Source organism: Clostridium sp. ATCC BAA-442, from assembly GCF_964239415.1.
Taxonomy (GTDB): Bacteria; Bacillota; Clostridia; order Oscillospirales; family Oscillospiraceae; genus Flavonifractor; species Flavonifractor plautii.
Window position 1 is genome coordinate 246 of sequence record NZ_CAXSQB010000063.1, and the last position, 18454, is coordinate 18699.

An 18454-nucleotide genomic window follows, 5' to 3' on the forward strand; every position below is an offset into this window, starting at 1 on the left:
CTCTCCAAGGGAGAGGCCGGCCCTTCAGGGGCTTTCTTTTACGCCGGGCGGGTCTGCTCCGCATCTTCGTCCGCACCGCCGGCATCCAGCTCGGCGACGGGGAGAACGATGGTCATGCGGGTGCCTACGCCGGGCCAGGAGCGCACCTCAAACCAGCCGCCGTGGCGGTCCACGATCCACTTGGCGATGGCCAGCCCCAGCCCGGTGCCGCCGGTCTGGCGGGCCCGGGACTGGTCGGTGCGGTAGAAGCGGTCGAACACGTGGGGCAGGCTGCCGGCGTCGATGCCCTGGCCCTCGTCCTGGACGGAGAGGCGGGCCATGCCGTCCCGCAGGGCGGCGGACAGGGTGATGTGCCCTCCGGCGGGGGTGTATTTGATGGAGTTGTCCACCAGGATGCGCAGGGCCTGCTTGGTCAGTCCCACGTCGGCGCAGACCGGCACGGCCCCCTCCCACCGGGCGGAGAAGGTGTGGGTCTGGTCGATCATCCCGGTCTCCTTGAGCACCTCGGCGGCCACCTCGGTCAAGTCGAAGGTCTCCATCTCAATGTGCATGGAGTCGTTGTCCCCCCGGGCCAGGAAGAGAAGCTGCTCCACCAGCTCCTTCATGGAGTCGGCCTCCTGCCGGATGGCGTCGATGGCCTCCTGGCGGGTGGCGGGGTCGTCCTTGCCCCAGCGGTTGAGCAGGTTGGCGTAGCCCTGGATCACCGCGATGGGGGTGCGCAGCTCATGGCTGGCGTCGGAGACGAAGCGCATCTGGGAGCGGTAGGCCTCGTTGATGCGGTCCAGCATGGCGTTGATGGCCTGGGCCAGGGTTTTCAGCTCCTTCTGGGTGCCGGGCAGGTCGATGCGCCGGTCCAGGTGGGTGGCGTTGATCTCGTCCAGCTTGCCCGCCAGGGCCTTCAGCTCCTCCGGCGACATGCGCTCCACCTGGTTGAGCTTGGCGGCGGTGGCGGCCAGCTCCTGGATGGGGCGGAGCACCTTCTTGATGGAGCCGGCGTTCTTGAACAGGTTGGTCACCAGGCTGGCCAGCTGGCAGATGAACAGCACCCGGGCGGCAAAGACGAAGATGGCCGCGGGCTGGGTCAGATCCAGCCGGATGGCGTAGGGCTCGTCCCCCGGCATCTGGAGGGTGTAGCTGGTGGCGTCGCCGGAGGAGAAGGTGACCAGCAGGAGGAAATCCACCGTGCCGGGGTTGAAGTAGCGCACGCCGTCCCGGGTCTCCTCCGGCGAGGGCAGCCAGCCGGGCAGACGAAGGCCGTCCGCCTCCGGCGTGCCGGCGGTGACGGTGTAATCCCCCGCCGTCATCCACTCCGTGGCCTCCGCCGAGGGGACGCCCCGCTCCTCCACCAGGGTGTTGATCTGGGCCGCCTGCTGCTCCGACCAAACGAACAGGCCGCCGCAGAACAGGAACAGCAGCAGCAGATCCATGGTGAAATAGATGCCCAGCAGCCGGAAAAAGAGGCGTGTGTTGAGCCGGGCCACGATGGAGGACTTGATGCGCCCCGGCGGGCGCTTGTTCGCTCTGTGTGCCATGGGAACTCCCTCCTCCTAATCCCCGTCCAGCCAGGCCAGCACGGGCGCCAGTCGCTCCGGGGAAACCCAGTCGCCCCCGTCCCGGAAGGCGTCCCGCATGGCCCGGTCGGCCTCCGTCTCCGCCGGGGCCCTGGACACCAGCCGGGCCATGGGGGCCATCATGGCGCGGTAGAAGCCGGTGAGCTTCTCCGGGGCGTAGCCGCCCCGGAGGTAGAACAGGGGAACGCCCTCCAGCCGGTTGTCCCGGCGCAGCTTGGCCTCCTCCACCTCCGCCGCCATGCCCACGGCGCACACCGCCGCCATCCGGAAGCGGCGGCGGGCCTCCTTCAGGCCCTTGATCCCCCCGGCGCACAGCCAGCCCAGGTAGATAACTGCCGTCCCCCGGGGCAGGGCGGCGGCCTCCTTCAGCGGGCGGCAGGGCAGGCCGGTGCGCTCCGCCAGCAGGGCGGCGTACCGGGCGGTGAAGCCGGTCTGGCTGGTGTAGACGATGGCGGCCGCGTTCATTGTCCTTCCTCCCGAATCACATAGCCCACGCCGCGGACGGTGTGGATGAGCTTGATACCGAAGTGCTCGTCGATTTTGGCCCGCAGAAAGCGGATGTATACGTCCACTGCGTTGGTCTCCCCCACGAAGTCGAAGCCCCACACATGGTCCAGCAGGGACTCCCGGGAGATGACCCGCTCCTTGTTCTCCAGCAGGTAGCGCAGCAGATCGAACTCCCGGCGGGTGAGCTCCACCCCCTCGCCGTTCACGCTCACCTCGTGCCGGTCGGTGTCCATGGTGAGGGGACCGGCGGTGAGCAGGCTCCGGGGCGGCTCCGCGGCCTGGGCGGGGCGCTTGCGCAAGGCCGCCCGGATGCGGGCCAGCAGCTCCTCGATGGCAAAGGGCTTGGTGATGTAGTCGTCCGCCCCCATGTCCAGGCCGGACACCTTATCCACCACGGTGTCCCGGGCAGTGAGCATGATGACGGGCATGGCGCTCTCCCGCCGCAGGCGGCGCAGCACCTCCATGCCGGACAGGGCGGGCAGCATGATGTCCAGCAGCACCAGGTCGAACTCCCCCGACAGGGCCCGGTCCAGCCCGGCGCGCCCGTCGAAAGCCTTCTCCACCTCGTACCCCTCGTATTGGAGCTCCAGCTCCACCATGCGGGCCAGCTTCTCCTCGTCCTCCACCAACAGGATTCTCTCTGCCATCTCTCTCGCTCCTTACTTGCCTTTTTTCCCCCTGGATTTGTCGAATTCCCGCTTGAATTCGTCCCGTACCTGGCCCACCGCGTCCCCCACCTTGGCGGACACCTGGTTGACCACCTCGCCCACCCGGTTTTTGTCCAGATCCGGGCCGGAAAAGCGGTATTTACAGCCGAAGAACAGGCCCACCACCAGCAAGGGCAGGGAGATCCAGTAGGCCACCAACACCAGCAGGATCAGGATCAGCACGGGCAGGGCGGTCATCCGCTCCCCGTTGCGCCACACCTCAAACTGGTTGACCGTGCAGTGGCGCAGCAGATCCAGCGCCGCCGCCAGCAGCTCCCGCAGGCGGGTGCGCCAGCTCCCCCGCTCCTCCCGGCCGCGGTGGCCGCCCACGGTCACGGCCAGCCCCCAGAACCGCTTCTCGTCCTTCCCGGACGCCTCCGGCCCCCGGGTGGGCCCGGAGGGCGGCGGCTCCGGAGCGGCCCCGGGCTGGGTGGTAAAAAACGCGCCCCGCCCGCCGCCCGGCGGAATCCGGCCCTCCCGCTCCAGCAGGATCAGGGCGTCCAGCAGATCGCCGTCACAGGCCTCCAGGGCCCGCCGGGCCTCCTCATAGGAGACTGCCGCGTGCGCGCGGAGTTGTTCCACCTGTTCCAAAGTCACTGACATAGAGGCCGCCACCCTTTCAACGGTTTTGTGATTACAGTATACCCAAGCCGCAGGGCGGATGGAATTGATCTTTCCTTAAAAACACATTAAATTGGGTTCCGGGCAACATCATACCACGCCGGGCCCGCTGGTGCAAGCTGCCGCTTTACCCGGCTGGGGTTTCATGATATAATAACCGCAAAGCGGCGGTTATACCTGACGTTGTCCGCCCCTGGGGGCGGGACTGCGAAATCCGGAGTCATGCGGCCATTCCGCCGGGCTTCATTGCGGAATGACAAGAAAGGAACGGCTTTTGCCGGGAAGGGAGGGGCGCCATGCGCCGCATCCAGAAATATCTGTCCGGCCTGTGCGCGGCGGCGCTGCTCCTGAGCCTCCTGCTGGCCGGGACGGCCAAGGCGGATGAGATCACCATCTATCTGATGGCGGAGAACGACCAGATGCTGGACCTGCCCCTGTCCGCCATGCCCGCCTGGATCAACGGAGACATATATGTGCCCTACACCGCCTTCGACTGGACGGTGACGGGGGTGAACCTGGGGGTCTCCTACGGGCAGGAGCGGACAGAGACTGAGTACAAGTTTACCCTCTACAGCCTGAACGGCATGCTTGTGTTTGACCTGAACGCGGGCACCTGCACCGACGGCTTCTCCGGAGAGGCGAAGGACATGCGTGCCGCGCTGCGCAACGGGCGGGTGTTTGTCCCCCTGGCCGGGGTGTGCAGCTTTTTTGGCCTGAATTACACCTATACCCCCACCAACTACGGCACCCTGATCCGTATCACAAACGGGCAGGAGCGGCTGGACACCCAGCAGTTTGTTACATCGGCCAGCGGGCTGTCTATGCCCACCCGCTACTATAAGTACCTCCAGGAGCTGAACCAGGGCACCCAGCCCACGCCTAGCCCGTCCCCCACGCCATCGGGCGGCGGCACGGACGAGCCGGAGCAGGAGGACGGTCTGCCGGTCTACCTGTCCTTCCAGTGCACCGGCGGCGGGGCGCTGGACAACATTTTGGACACCCTGGAGGCACGCGGCATCCGGGCCCTGTTCCTCTTTACGCCGGATGCCTTGGCGGCGGCGGAAGGTCAGCTCCGCCGGCTGGTGGGCTCGGGCCACGCGGTGGGCCTGTCCGTCCCGGGCCAGAGCCTGGATGGGGCGCGGGCGGCGTTGGAGGAGGGGGCCGGCCTGTTGGAGCAGTTGGTCCGTGTGCGGCCCCATACCGTATATCTGGAGGGGGCGGCCTCCGGCGTGGCGGATGCGCTGGAGCGGGAGGGCTGGGCCTGCTGGTCGGCCAACGTGGACGGCCGGCCCGACGGCCGAAGCCAGAGCACCCAGGCCAACGCCCTGCTGCGCACTCTGGAAGGACGGCGCAGCGCGGCCCGCATGTTGCTGGACGACAGCGGAGAGAGCGCCGGCATCCTGTCCCGGCTGTTGCCCCGCATGCCGCGGGACGCGTACTGGTTCCAACTGGCGCTGGATACACGGATCTGAGAGAATTGGAGCACATACAGGCGGGCGGAGCTTGTCCGCCCGCCTGTTTTGAGGAGGAGGAGTCACACATGCGCACCGTATATCTGGACAACGCGGCCACCTCTTACCCCAAGGCACCGGGGGTGGGGGCGGCCATGGCGGACTACATTGAGCGTGTGGGCTGCAACATCGGCCGGGGCGGCTACCAGCGGACCTATGACGCGGCCGAGGGGGTGCTGGAGGTGCGGGAGCGGCTCTGTACCCTGGTGAACGGTCCCGGGCCGCGCAATGTGGCGTTCACCTCCGGGGCCACCCACGGGCTGAATCTGCTGCTCAAGGGACTGCTGCGGCCCGGCGACCGGGTCGTGACCTCCCCCATGGAGCACAACGCCGTCCTGCGCCCCCTCCGACAGTTGGAGCGGGCGGGGGTGGAGGTGGAGTACCTGCCCTGCACGGAGCGGGGGGAGCTGGTGACGGAGAATCTGGCAGAGCGGCTGACGCCCGGCGTCCGGGCGGTGGTGCTCACCCACGCCTCCAACGTGTCGGGCACCCGGTTCCCCATCGGCGCGGTGGGGGCCCTGTGCCGGGCGCGGGGCATCTTCTTCCTGGTGGACGCGGCCCAGACTCTGGGCGTCCTGCCGGTGGACATGGGGGCCATGGGCATCGACGGCCTGGCTTTTCCAGGCCACAAGGGCCTGCTGGGGCCCCAGGGCATCGGCGGCGTGGTGGTCAGCGATGCCCTGGCGTCGGAGCTGGAGCCCCTCCTCGCCGGCGGCACGGGCAGCCAATCCGAGTCGCTGGACATGCCCCCTTTCCTGCCCGACCGGCTGGAGGCGGGCACGCTGAATCTGCCGGGGATCTTCGGCCTGGGGGCTGCCCTGGACTACCTGGACCGGGAGGGGGAGGCCCTGCGGGCGCGGGAGCGGAAGCTGGCGGGCCACCTGTGGGCCCGGCTGATGGAGCTGGAGGAGGACGGCCTGCGGGTGCTGGGCTCTGACGACCCGGTAAACCGGGTGGGGGTGGTGTCTGTGGACTTTCTCTGCGCCGACAACGCCGAGATGACCTTCCGGCTGGAGCGGGAGTACGGCATCCAGACCCGCTGCGGCCTCCACTGCGCCCCGCTGGCCCACAAGACCCTGGGCACCTTTCCCCAGGGGGCGGTGCGCTTCTCCGTGGGGCCGTTTACCACCTTTGAGGAGCTGGACTACGTCCACGGCGCGGTGTACGACCTGCTGCTGGAGGTGGGCAACCAATAGTTGCGGCCATGAAACCCGGAAGCGGTGGCGGCCCAGGCCCGTCTCTGCTATTCTGAACGGCGAGGAGGAGTGCCCATGAATCTGGAGATTGCAAACCGCCTGCTGGCCCTGCGCCGGGAGCACGGCTATTCCCAGGAGGAGCTGGCGTACAAGCTGGGAGTCAGCCGCCAGGCGGTGTCCAAGTGGGAGAGGGCGGAGTCCTCTCCGGACACGGACAACCTGCTCGCCCTGGCCCGTCTCTACGGCGTGTCCCTGGACGCGCTGCTGCTCCACACCCCGGCGGGGGAGGCAGCCCAGGCCACGCCGGAGCCGGAGGAGGCCCCGGCGGACGAGGACGCGGAGATTTTTGCCGCCGCCCGGGCCTGGGACGCCGCGGAGGAGGCGGAGCAGAAGGCCCGGAAGCGGGCGCGGGCCAAGTGGAAGGAGGGGCTGCTGTGGCTGCTCACCCTGGCGCTGATGGTGATTCTGCCCAACCTGACCTACTGGCTTGGCATCTCGGAGGTCTATGCCGTGGTGGTCACGGTGGCCTTTTTGATCACCGGCTTCCTGCTGGACAACTGGCACCCGGGCTGGATGCTGTTTCTCACCATTCCGCTCTACTATGTACTGATCTTCGGACGTTAAAAATGGAGTTCCCGCCCTGCGGGAACTCCATTTTTTGCACTTTACTGGTGGATAACCGTGCCGGTGCGGCCCGCCACGCCGTCCTTGGCCTTCTCCAGAAGGGTGATCAGGGCGGTGCGGCCGGGGGCGCTCTCGGCGAATTCCACGGCAGCCTGCACCTTGGGCAGCATGGAGCCGGGGGCGAAGTGGCCCCGTTCCATGTAGACCTTGGCCTCGGCGGGGGTCAGGCTGTCCAGCCAGGTCTGGTTGGGCTTGCCGAAGTTAATGGCCACCTTCTCCACGGCGGTGAGGATGATGAGGGTATCGGCGTTGACCTGCTGGGCCAGCACGCAGGAGGCGAAGTCCTTGTCGATGACCGCCGCCGCGCCCTTGAGGTGGTGGCCCTCGGTCTTGTAGACCGGGATGCCGCCGCCGCCGCAGGCCACCACCACCAGTCCGGCGTCCACCATGTCGCGGATGGACTCAATCTCGATGATGGACTGGGGCTTGGGAGAGGCCACCACACGGCGGTAGCCCCGGCCCGCGTCCTCAATGACGTTATAGCCCCGCTCAGCCACCATTTTGTCGGCCTCCTCCTTGGTCATGAAGGCGCCGATGGGCTTTGTGGGGTTCTGGAAGGCCGGGTCGTCCCGGTTTACTTCCACCTGGGTCAGCACGGTGGCCACGCCCTTGGAGATGCCGCGATCCAGCAGCTCCTCCCGCAGCGCATTCTGGAGATCATAGCCGATATACCCCTGGCTCATGGCCACGCAGACGGAGAGGGGGCAGGGGATGTACTTCGCCGGCTCCGAGCGGGTCAGCTCGGCCATGGCCTTCTGAATCATGCCCACCTGGGGGCCGTTGCCGTGGGCGATGATGACCTCGTGGCCCTCCTCGATCAGATCCACGATGGCCCTGGCGGTCTGCTTCACCGCGATCATCTGCTCCGGCAGATTATTGCCTAGGGCATTTCCGCCCAGGGCGATGACAACACGTTTACCCATGAATAGCACCTCATTCAAGATAAAGAAAAGTCAAAAGGAGAGGGGCGGAAATGCCCACGCGCCGGGAGGCGCGTACAAGCGTTTTGCCCGAAGGGCAAAACCTTGGCGCAGGCGGAATTCAGTTCCGCCGAGCAAGTAAAAACAGAAGGGGGCCCCCAGGGCGGCGTGCCGTCCTGGGGCGTTTTCCGCCCAGGGCGATGACAACACGTTTACCCATGAATAGCACCTCATTCAAAATAAGAAAAGTCGAAAGGAGGGGGGCGGAAATGCCCTCCGCGCCGGGAGGCGCGTACAAGCGTTTTGCCCGGAGGGCAAAACCTTGGCGCAGGCGGAATTCAGTAGGGGCGCACCTGTGTGTGCACCCTGCCTGTTCCGCGGGCCGCCGGGCCGATGAGGGCATCGGCCCCTACGGAATACGGAGGGGCGGGCGGCCGCAAGGGGCATCCCTGCCTGTGTGCCCGCGCCGAAAAAGACGGGGCCCGCCCGCAGAATACCGGAGTACCTGTATTTGCGGGCGGGCCGGAGCGCCTGGGCGGGGGAAATTCGCAGATTTTACTTCTGGAACCAGCGGGCCAGGCCGCGCTCCTCCAGGGCCTTCAGGGTGGCCTGGGGATCCTTCACCTTGGCCAGGAAGATCATGGCGGCGATGATATAGGGCTTGAAGGAGGCCTCCTTATAGAGAGGATCGCGGTAGCGGTCAAACACGCTGGCCTCCACCTCGCCGTCCACGCAGGAGACGTCGTTGATGTCGGCGGGCAGGCAGTGCAGGTACAGGGCCTTGCCGTCGCGGGTGGTCTTCATCAGCTCCTCGGTGCAGCACCAGTCCTTGTGGGTGGCGTTCTGGGCCAGCAGCTCCTTCTCCAGGGCCTTGATGCCGTCGGAATCGCCCTCGGCGTACAGGTTGGTGCGCTTCTCCATGGCGGCGAAGGGGGCCCAGCTCTTGGGATAGACGATGTCGGCGTCCTGGAAGGCCTCGGCCATGGAGTGGGTCTTGGTGAAGGTGCCGCCGCTCTTCTGGGCGTTGGCACGGGCCACCTCCTCCACTTCGGGCATAACCTCGTAGCCCTCGGGGTGGGCCAGCACCACGTCCATGCCGAAGCGGCTCATCAGGCCGATGACGCCCTGGGGCACGGAGAGGGGTTTGCCGTAGCTGGGGGAGTAGGCCCAGGTCATGGCGATCTTCTTGCCCTTCAGGTTCTCCACGCCGCCGAAGTGGTGGATGATGTGCAGCATGTCAGCCATGGCCTGGGTGGGGTGGTCGATGTCGCACTGGAGGTTGACCAGGGTGGGCTTCTGCTCCAGCACGCCGTCCTTGTGGCCCTGGGTCACGGCGTCCATGAACTCGTGCATGTAGGCGTTGCCCTTGCCGATGTACATGTCGTCGCGGATGCCGATGACGTCGGCCATGAAGGACACCATGTTGGCGGTCTCGCGGACGGTCTCGCCGTGGGCGATCTGGCTCTTGCCCTCGTCCAGATCCTGCACCTCCAGGCCCAGCAGGTTGCAGGCGGAGGCGAAGGAGAAGCGGGTGCGGGTGGAGTTGTCGCGGAACAGGGAGATACCCAGGCCGGACTCGAAAATCTTGGTGGAGATGTTGTGCTCGCGCATGTAGCGCAGGGCGTCGGCGATGGTGAAGACGGCCTCGAGCTCGTCGTCGGTCTTTTCCCAGGTCAGGAAGAAGTCGCCCTCGTACATCTCCTTGAAGTTGAGCTTGTTGAGTTTGTCAATATAGTTCTGAAGGTTTTCCATAGCGGCAATCTCCTTTTCTTTTTTCTTGTGGGGTAGGGGCGGCCCTTGTGGCCGTCCGCGGGCGGGGACAAGCCCCGCCCCTACGGGCGCGCTTCTTACTGAATGTTATTATTGGTCTTGCCCGCGCGGAACTGGGACACGTCGGCGGTCTTGTTCTCCTCCTTGTAGTTGCCGGGCACGGCGGCGTACAGGGCGGCGCAGGTGACCAGATCCATCTTCCAGGTGATCTCGTTGGGGGCGTGAGCCTGGCTCTCGGCGCCGGGGCCGAAGCCCACGCAGGGGATGCCGTAGCGGCCCTGGATGGCCACGCCGTTGGTGGAGAAGGTCCACTTGTCGGTGAGGGGGCGGCCGTCCCGCAGGTGCATGGCGTCCCGCTTGGCCTCGGCGTCGGCGTGGCCGATGCGCTTGTCGCCCCAGAGGGCGTGGTGGGCGTCCACCAGGGCCTGGACGTGGGCGGCGTTCTCCTTGTTGATCCAGGTGGGGAAGTAGCACTCGGTCTCGTACACCTCGCCGGTCCAGGAGGGCCGGTCATACATATACATGGACACCTGTACGTCGTCGCCGTACTTCTTCACGCTGGGCAGATCGCGGATCTCCTGGAGGCAGGAGTCCCAGGTCTCGCCGGCGGTCATGCGGCGGTCGATGGAGATGGAGCAGGAGTCGGCCACGGCGCAGCGGCTGGGGGAGGTGTAGAAGATCTGGGAGGTGGTGCAGGTGCCCCGGCCCAGGAAGCGGGCATCCTCAAAGTGCTCGGGGTTGTACTTGGGATCCAGCATCTTCACCAGGCCCTTGATCTCCACGGTCTCGTCGGCGGGGTTCTCGTTGAGGGCGCGCACATCCTGGAGGATGTCGGCCATCTTGTAGATGGCGTTGTCGCCCCGCTCCGGGGCGGAGCCGTGGCAGGAGACGCCCTTCACGTCCACGCGGATCTCCATGCGGCCCCGGTGGCCCCGGTAGATGCCGCCGTCAGTGGGCTCGGTGGACACCACGAACTCCACCTGCTCCTTGCGGATGCCCTTGGCGGGGAAGAACTTGTTGACGATGTACTGCCAGCACATGCCGTCGCAGTCCTCCTCCTGCACGGAGCCCACCACCATGATTTTATAGCCGGCGGGAATGAGGCCCAGATCCTTCATGATCTTGGCGCCGTAGGTGGCGGCGGCCATGCCGCCCTCCTGGTCGGAGCCGCCGCGGCCGAAGATCACCGCGTCGTCCTCGTAGCCCTGGTAGGGATCGGCCTCCCAGTTGTTGATGTTGCCGATGCCCACGGTGTCGATGTGGGAGTCGAAGGCGATGATCTTGTCGCCCTCACCCATCCAGCCGATGACGTTGCCCAGGCCGTCCACTTCCACCGCGTCATAGCCCAGCTTCTCCATCTCGGCCTTGATGCAGGCCACCACTTCCTTCTCCTCGCAGCTCTCGCTGGGGTGGGAGATCATCGCCCGCAGAAAGCGGGTCATATCGGCCTTGTAGCCCTCGGCTGCCTTCTTGATCTGCTCGTAATCCATGTTCGTTTCCCTCCATCATTGATCCACAGGTGGTTGTATTTTCTTAAAAGCCTTACAGAGTGCGCGCCGCAGGCGTGCAGTTTGTTCGTTCCGGGGACATGTGCCCCGGAACCGGAGCCGCGCCGAGTGGCGCGTACAAGCGTTTTGCCCTGCGGGCAAAACCTTGGCGCAGGCGGAATTCAGTTCCGCCGAGCATGGAAAGGGGCTTGGGGCCCCACGGTCTGACGCAGTCAGACCGTGGGATATTCACCGTCCCACAGCACCTTGCGGAACTTCATGGGGTCGGTGTTGCCCTCGGTGGAGAACATGAGCACCTGGCTGAAACGGTCCAGGCCGATGGCCTCCCGGAGCTCCTTGTATTCATCGGTCTCCATGATGGCGGCGATGAGGCCCATGCCCACCGCGCCGGACTCGCCGGAGATCACCACCGGGTCGCCCTTGACGGGCACGCCCAGCATCCGCATGCCCCGGGCGCTCACCCAGTCGGGGCAGGAGACAAAGGCGGTGGCGTGGTTGCGCAGGATATCCCAGGAGATGGTGTTGGGCTCGCCGCAGGCCAGGCCGGCCATGATGGTCTGGAGATCGCCGTCCACGATGCGGGGGGAGCCGTCGCCGGCCAGGGCGCCCCGGTAGAGGCAGTCGGCCGCCTGGGCCTCCATGATGATGAACTTGGGCGGGTCGTTGGGGAACAGGTTGGTGAAGTAGCCCACCACCGCGCCGGCCAGGGAGCCCACGCCCGCCTGGACGAACACGTGGGAGGGGCGGTTGACGCCGATCTGGCGGAGCTGCTCGGCGGCCTCGGCGGCCATGGTGCCGTAGCCCTGCATGATCCAGGAGGGGATCTCCTCATAGCCGTCCCAGGCGGTGTCCTGGACGATCACGCCGTGCTCGGTCTGGGCGGCCTCGGCGGCGGCCATGCGGACGCAGTCGTCGTAGTTGACCTCCTCGATGGTGACGGCGGCGCCCTCCTTGGCGATGTTGTCGTACCGGGGCTTGGAGCTGCCCTTGGGCATATGTACCACGGCCTTCTGCCCCAGCTTGTTGGCCGCCCACGCCACGCCGCGGCCGTGGTTGCCGTCGGTGGCGGTGAAGAAGGTGGCCTGGCCGAACTCCTTGCGGAAGGCCTCGCTGGTCAGGTAGTCGTAGGTCATCTCGGACACGTCCCGGCCCATCTCCTTGGCGATGTACTTGGCCATGGCGAAGGAGCCGCCCAGCACCTTGAAGGCGTTCAGGCCGAAGCGGAAGGACTCGTTTTTGACGCACAGGCCGGCCAGCCCCAGGTATTGGGCCATGCCGTCCAGCCGGTCCAGGGGGGTGACGGAGTACTGGGGGAAGGTGCTGTGGAAAAAGCGGGCCTTGGCCACGTTGGAGAGCGACATGATGGGCAGCTGCCGGTCGTCGCTCTTGGGCATGGTGTTGAGGACCCATTTGATCTGGTCTTTCATTGGGACGGTCGCCTCCAAATTATTTTGAAGTTGCACTCACTTTTTGTTTTACGAGACCATCATACCACGTCCCGTTCAGATGTCAAGAGGATATTCTAAAAAAAATGGTGTAATACTAAAAAATTTTTAGCATCCATAAAAATGCGCCTGCCGTATAAGGGAAAAACAGGAAAGCGGGGGCCCCGGCGGCCGGGCGCCGGGGCCCCGGACGGACGGCCGCCGGGACCCCGCGGAAGGTCAGGGGGCGGCCTTCTTGGCTGGCTTTTTATAGAAGGTGTCCTGCATGGGCAGGCTGGTGCGCAGGATGTGGTCGCGGGCGTAGTAGGCCCCCTGGGCCGCCGGAGCGGTGGGGATGGTGGCGATCTCGCCGATGCCCTTGGCCCCGTAGGCGAAGGGGAGCAGCTCCTCCTTCTCCACATAGATGGCGTGGATGTCGGGGATCTGGTCGGCCCGCATCAGCCCCAGGGTGCCGAATTTGGCCTGGGGCACACAGTCCTTCAGGGGGAAGTCCTCGGTGAGGGCGTAGCCCAGGCCCATGAGCACGCCCCCCTCGATCTGCCCCTGGATGGAGGTGGGGTTGACCACCTTGCCCGAGTCGTGGGCAGCGTAGACCTCCTTCACCCGCCCGTCGTCGTCCAGAATCACCACATGGGTGGCGAAGCCGTAGGCCACATGGCTCTTGGGATTGGGCTTGTCGGCCCCCAGCTTGTCGGTGGGGTCGAAGAACTCGGCGCTGTACTCCAGCCCCTCCAGGGCGGACAAATCTCCGCCCGCCCCGTCCAGATCGGCCCTGAGCTCGGCGGCGGCCATGCGCACCGCCTCGCCGGTGATCAGGGTCTGGCGGGAACCGGAGGTGGTGCCCGAGTCGGGGGCCACCTCCGAGTTGGCCCCCATGTTGCGGAGCTTTTCCAGGGGCAGGCCGGTGGCCTCGGCCAGCATCTGGAGGAACACGGTGGCGCAGCCCTGGCCGATGTCGGAGGCGGCGGAGTAGAGCTCCACCACCCCATTGCGCACCGCCAGCTTGCACCGGCCCTTGTCGGGCAGGCCCACGCCCACGCCGGAGTTCTTCATGGCGCAGGCGATGCCGGCGTGAGCCGCGTTTTGCTCATAGACGTCCTTTACCGCCAGCAGGGTCTCCTTGAGGGCGGTGGAGCAGTCGGCGATCTGGCCGTTGGGGAGGGCCTTCCCCGGCTCGATGGCGTTGCGGAAGCGGATCTCCCAGGGGGAGATGCCCACTTTTACCGCCAGCAGGTTGATGTTGGACTCCAGGGCGAACTCGCTCTGGCACACGCCGAAGCCCCGGAAGGCCCCGGCGGGGGGGTTATTGGTGTACCAGCCGAAGCCGCGGATGTCGGTGTTCTGGTAGCAGTAGGGGCCCACCGAGTGGGTGCAGGCCCGCTCCAGCACCGGCCCGCACAGGGAGGCGTAGGCCCCGGTGTCGAAGTGGATCTCGCAGTCCAGGCCGGTGAAGATGCCGTTCTCGTCGCAGCCCAGGGTGAAGGTGCCCTCCATATAGTGGCGCTTTGGGTGGAAGGCGATGGACTCCTGCCGGGAGAGCTTCGCCTTCACCGGGCGGCCCACCTTGAGGGCGGCCAGCACCGCCAGGTGCTGCACCGACACGTCCTCCTTGCCGCCGAAGCCGCCCCCCACCAGCTTGTTCTCCACCACGATGCGCTCGGGCTCCCACCCCAGCATGATGGAGATCTCCTTGCGGGTGTCGTACACCCCCTGGTCGGAGGTATAGACCTTTACCCCGTCCTTGTAGGGGAAGGCCACGGCGCACTCCGGCTCCAGGAAGGCGTGCTCGGTGAATGGGGTGCGGTAGGACTGGGTGACCACATACTTGGACTGGGCCAGGGCGGCCCTGGCGTCGCCCCGGGTGACGTGGCGCTGCTGGCACAGGTTGCCGTTGGGGTGGAGGCTGGGGGCGTCCGCCGCCCTGGCCTCCTGGATGGTGCGTACCGGCTCCAGGGGCTCATAGTCCACCTTCACCAGCTCCTTGGCCTGCTTGAGCACGGCCTCGCTCTCCGCCACCACCAGGCAGACGGCGTCCCCCACGCAGCGGGTGATGTCCCCCTTGGCGATCATCACGTCCCAGTCCTGCTGGAGGTGGCCCACCTTGTTGTGGGGCACGTCGTCGGCGGTGAGGACGGCCAGCACCCCCGGCAGAGCCAGGGCGGCGGAGGGGTCGATGTCCAGCACCCTGGCTCGGGGGTACTGGGAGCGGACGGCGGAGGCGTGCGCCATGCCGTCCAGGTACAGATCGTCGCAGTACTCCCCCCGGCCCAGCACCTTGTCGCGCACGTCGGTGCGGAAGGCCCGCGCCCCCACGCCGTAGTCCTCCCCCTCCTCCAGGGCGGGATCGACGGACGCCTCCCCGCGGAGGATGGCCCCGGCCAGGGCAATGCCCTCGATGATTTTCTTGTAGCCGGTGCAGCGGCACACGTTGCCCCGGATGGCCTTTTTGATCTCCGCCTCGGAGGGGTTGGGGTTCTGATCCAGCAGGGCCTTGCCCGCCATTACCATGCCGGGGATGCAGAAGCCGCACTGAACCGCGCCCACCGCGCCGAAGGCGTAGACGAAGGCCTCCCGCTCGGCCTCCGAGAGGCCCTCCACCGTCACGATCTCCTTGCCTGCGGCCCGCTTGGTGGACAGGACGCAGGCCTTGACGGCCTTGCCGTCCACCAGGATGGTGCAGGTGCCGCAGGCGCCCTCGCTGCACCCGTCCTTCACCGAGGTCAGGCGCAGCTCGTCCCGCAGGTAGCGCAGCAGAGGCTTCTCCTCCTCCGTGGAGCAGGGGACGCCGTTGACCACAAAGGAATAACACTCACTCATGGCAGGTTCCTCATTTCCTGATTCAGATTCCATGGGCGTGCGGAAAGCCCCAGCGAAAGGCTGAGGCTCACCGCCGCCGGATTATCCCAGCAGATAGGCGTAGTTTTCGTATACCGCGCAGATCAGGCGGCGCAGGGGGTCGTACAGGCCGCAGGCGGCGTCGGACACGTCGTAGTCGGCCACCTGGCCGCCCAGGCGCACCCGGGTTCTGCCGTCCTCCAGGCGGAGGAAGCCCTCGTTCCGGCTGTTCTCGAAGTCGTCCGCGCGCCAGAACAGGGTGAACTTGTCCTGATAGGGGCGGCTGTCATAGGGGCAGAAGGTGGCGCAGTTGCCGCACTCGTTGCACATGCCGTCCACGTGGATGATCTGGCGCTGGCGCATGCCGGGCACCCACACTGCCACATTGGCCCGGTTGGGGCACACCTCGGTGCAGGTCTCGCACACGGTGGCGCAGCCCAGGCAGCGGCTGTCCCCGCAGGAGGCGCAGTCGGTGCACACGTCGCCCCGCTTGGCCAGGGGCTTCTGATAGTCGGGGTTCACGTTCTGCTCCACCCAGGCGTCCGCGTCGAAGGGGTGGATGGCCTGGGCCGCCCTGGCGGCGCCGGCGATGGCCTCTACCACGGTGCCGGGGCCCTTCTGGCCGTCGCCCACCACAAAGACGTGCTTGACGGAGGACTCCAGGGTATCCGGGTTGACCACGGCGCGGCCCCGTTGATCCACAGAAAGGCCGTTGGCGGTGTAAAGCTCCGTGTCCACCTTCTCGCCCACGGCGGTGATCACCGTGTCGGCGGGCACCTCCGCCGTCCGGCCGGTGTCCACGGGGGAGCGGCGGCCGGTGGCGTCGGGGGCGCCCAGCTCCATCACCCTGCAGGTGAGCACGCCGTCCCGGACGCCCACGGGGGCGAGCAGCTCCCGGAACTCCACGCCGTCGGCCAGGGCCAGCTCCAGCTCCTCCTGGTCGGCGGGCATATAGCGGCGGGTTCTGCGGTACACCAGGGAGACGGTCTCCACGCCGGGAAGGCGCTTGGCGGCCCGGGCGGCGTCCATGGCGGTGTTGCCGCCGCCGATGACCACCACATGCCGGCCCAGGTTCAGGGTATCGGGGGCCTTCTTGGCGGCCTCCAGGAACTCGATGACGTTGCGCTCCTCGCCGTACTCCAGCCCGGCGCTGCCCTTCTGCCACGCGCCGGTGGCCAGGATCACATGGGTGAAGCCCTGGGCGAAGAGCTCCTGTACGTTCTTCACCTCGGTGTTGAGCTCCACCTTTACCCCCATGGCCTCCATGAGGCGCACGTCGTTGTCGATGGCCTCGCCGGGGATGCGGAACGCGGGGATGACATGGCGCACGATGCCGCCCAGGGCGTCCCGGCGCTCGAAGACGGTGACGTCCACGCCGGAGCGGCCCAGGAAGTAGGCGGCGGACATGCCGCCGGGGCCGCCGCCCACCACGGCCACCCTCCGGCCCGCGGCGGGGGCGGCGGGGCGCAGCTTGGGCAGCAGGGCCTCAAACCCGCCCTCGGCGGCCTTTAGCTTCTGGGCGCGGATGTAGACGCTCTCGTCGTAGGCGTTGCGCATACACTTGTCCTGGCAGCGGTGGGAGCAGATGGTGCCGGTGATGAAGGGCAGGGCGTTGCGCTGGGTGATGATGCGCAGCGCCTCCTCGTACTTGCCCTCGCCTACCTTCATCAGATAGGCGGGGATGTCCTGCTCGATGGGGCAGCCGGAGCGGCAGGGGGCGGAGAAGCAGTCGATGAGGGGCACCTTTTTGTCCAGCTTGCGGCTGGGGATGGGCTTCATGGGCTTTTGATAGTGGCCGTCGGCGGAGATGCCCTCCGCCCGGGCGGCCGCCCTGGCCGCGTCCACCCCCTCCCAGGGGGCGTAGGAGATATCCAGCAGCGCCCGGCCGATCTGGCTGAACCGCTGGTAGCCGCCGGGCTTGAGGACGGTGGTGGCCATGGTGATGGGCCAGATGCCCGCGTCAAAGAGGGCCCGCACCGAGTGAATGTCCGCGCCGCCAGAATAGGAGATGCGCAGCTTGCCCTTGAACTCCCTGGCCAGCCGGGCCGCCAGGGACAGGGACAGGGGGTAGAGGGAGCGGCCGGACATGTACATCTCCTCGCTGGGCAGCTCGCCGGCGGCCACGTCCACGGGGAAGGTGTTGGTGATCTTCACGCCGAACTCCAGGCCCCGCTCGCCGGTGCGCTGCATCAGCCGGTGGAACATGGGCACCGCGTCCTCCCACTGGAGATCCTCGCGGAAGTGGTGGTCGTCAAACTGGATGTAGTCGAAGCCCAGGCCGTCCAGGGTCTTGCGGGCGAACTCATAGCCCAGCAGGGTGGGGTTGCACTTGACGTAGGTGTTCAGGTTCTTTTCGGTGATGAGGTAGGTGGCGATGCGCTCGATCTCGTCGGGGGGGCAGCCGTGGAGGGTGGACTCGGTGATGGAGTTGGACACGTGGGGGGTAATGCCCCGGACATAGGCCTCGTCCACCTTCTCAAACCGGTCCAGATTGGCCAGAGTCCAGTCCATGCACTCCCGCCACACCTCGGTGCCGGAGGCGTCCTTCATCCCCTCGATGTAGGCGTCCACCTTGGGGCTCTGGATGCCCTTGAGGTCGTAGCCCACACTCATGTTGAACACAAAGCCGTCGGGATCGCCCAGCTCCAGCTCCTTCGCCAGCAGCTTGCAGGCGAACCACGCCTTGACATACTCGGCGAAGGCCTGGGGGACGTACAGCTCGGTGGACCACTCGCAGTTGTAGCACTCGTCCGCGGCGGTGATGCAGGGTTTGCTGACGCACTTGGACAGCTCCTCGCCGTCCATCACCTGCACGGTCTTGACCTCAAAGAAGCGGCTGCCCGCGGCGTAGGCCGCGATGATGTTCTGGGCCAGCTGGGTGTGGGGGCCGGCGGCGGGGCCGTAGGGGGACTCGATCTTCTCCTCAAAGATGGGCAGGGCCTTCCCGCCGGCGTGGTGCACCAGCTTGGATACGCCGAACACGGAGCCCTGGGCGCGGTACTCGCTCAAAATCCAGTTCATCAGGTGGGCAAAGGGCATGGGTCTCATAATATCGCTCATAACGGATGGCCTCCCAAATATGATTCAGATGTGTTCAGACTGGCGGGGGGGGGGGGGGGGGGGGGGGGGGGGGGGGGGGGGGGGGGGGGGGGGGGGGGGGGGGGGGGGGGGGGGGGGGG

Annotated in this window: 13 protein-coding genes; 3 read left to right on the forward strand and 10 right to left on the reverse strand. The window is 66.7% G+C overall.

Annotated features, from left to right (window positions below):
- Window positions 1-38: 38 nt before the first annotated feature.
- Genes ACESY8_RS17650 through ACESY8_RS17665 form a run of 4 tightly spaced genes read right to left on the reverse strand, consistent with a single transcriptional unit; the run spans window position 39 to window position 3388 of the window.
- Window positions 39-1532 carry a sensor histidine kinase gene (locus tag ACESY8_RS17650; protein ID WP_434307895.1) on the reverse strand — a complete coding sequence of 498 codons (1494 nt, stop codon included), beginning with the start codon at window positions 1530-1532 and terminating at the stop codon, window positions 39-41.
- A gap of 15 nt (window positions 1533-1547) precedes the next feature.
- The gene (locus ACESY8_RS17655; RefSeq protein ID WP_054339274.1) at window positions 1548-2036 is read right to left on the reverse strand and encodes a hypothetical protein; all 489 of its coding nucleotides are present in this window, start codon (window positions 2034-2036) and stop codon (window positions 1548-1550) included.
- Complete coding sequence (locus ACESY8_RS17660; protein ID WP_007490022.1) at window positions 2033-2725, reverse strand: response regulator transcription factor; 693 nt, start codon at window positions 2723-2725, stop codon at window positions 2033-2035. The genes ACESY8_RS17655 and ACESY8_RS17660 overlap by 4 nt, the downstream gene beginning before the upstream one ends.
- Window positions 2726-2737: 12 nt before the next feature.
- Window positions 2738-3388, reverse strand: a complete 651-nt coding sequence (locus tag ACESY8_RS17665; protein WP_138307483.1) for a UBA domain-containing protein — start codon at window positions 3386-3388, stop codon at window positions 2738-2740.
- Between the two features lie 314 nt (window positions 3389-3702).
- Between ACESY8_RS17665 and ACESY8_RS17670 the strand changes: the two genes are divergently transcribed.
- The 3 genes from ACESY8_RS17670 to ACESY8_RS17680 all read left to right on the forward strand — a co-directional run bounded on the left by ACESY8_RS17670 (window position 3703) and on the right by ACESY8_RS17680 (window position 6737).
- Entirely contained in the window at window positions 3703-4878 is a 1176-nt protein-coding gene (locus ACESY8_RS17670; RefSeq protein ID WP_131970919.1) for a hypothetical protein, read from the forward strand.
- A 68-nt stretch (window positions 4879-4946) separates the two neighbouring features.
- Entirely contained in the window at window positions 4947-6113 is a 1167-nt protein-coding gene (locus ACESY8_RS17675; protein WP_434307896.1) for an aminotransferase class V-fold PLP-dependent enzyme, read from the forward strand.
- 75 nt (window positions 6114-6188) lie between these two features.
- On the forward strand, window positions 6189-6737 hold the full coding sequence (locus ACESY8_RS17680; protein ID WP_054339275.1) for a helix-turn-helix transcriptional regulator: 549 nt from the start codon (window positions 6189-6191) through the stop codon (window positions 6735-6737).
- A 41-nt stretch (window positions 6738-6778) separates the two neighbouring features.
- Here ACESY8_RS17680 and arcC read toward each other — a convergent pair whose 3' ends face one another.
- From arcC to ygfK, 6 genes are all read right to left on the reverse strand, one after another.
- Window positions 6779-7720 (reverse strand): carbamate kinase, encoded by a 942-nt coding sequence (gene arcC, locus ACESY8_RS17685; RefSeq protein WP_054339276.1) that lies wholly within the window; start codon window positions 7718-7720, stop codon window positions 6779-6781.
- 552 nt (window positions 7721-8272) lie between these two features.
- Window positions 8273-9469 (reverse strand): knotted carbamoyltransferase YgeW, encoded by a 1197-nt coding sequence (ygeW, locus tag ACESY8_RS17690; RefSeq protein ID WP_024723540.1) that lies wholly within the window; start codon window positions 9467-9469, stop codon window positions 8273-8275.
- 95 nt (window positions 9470-9564) lie between these two features.
- Complete coding sequence (locus ACESY8_RS17695) at window positions 9565-10977, reverse strand: YgeY family selenium metabolism-linked hydrolase (protein WP_054339277.1); 1413 nt, start codon at window positions 10975-10977, stop codon at window positions 9565-9567.
- 230 nt (window positions 10978-11207) lie between these two features.
- Complete coding sequence (dpaL, locus tag ACESY8_RS17700) at window positions 11208-12422, reverse strand: diaminopropionate ammonia-lyase (protein ID WP_054339278.1); 1215 nt, start codon at window positions 12420-12422, stop codon at window positions 11208-11210.
- Window positions 12423-12659: 237 nt separating this feature from the next.
- Complete coding sequence (gene xdh, locus ACESY8_RS17705) at window positions 12660-15257, reverse strand: selenium-dependent xanthine dehydrogenase (RefSeq protein WP_226916184.1); 2598 nt, start codon at window positions 15255-15257, stop codon at window positions 12660-12662.
- A gap of 81 nt (window positions 15258-15338) precedes the next feature.
- Window positions 15339-18335, reverse strand: a complete 2997-nt coding sequence (ygfK, locus tag ACESY8_RS17710; protein ID WP_498794905.1) for a putative selenate reductase subunit YgfK — start codon at window positions 18333-18335, stop codon at window positions 15339-15341.
- Between the last annotated feature and the right edge of the window lie 119 nt (window positions 18336-18454).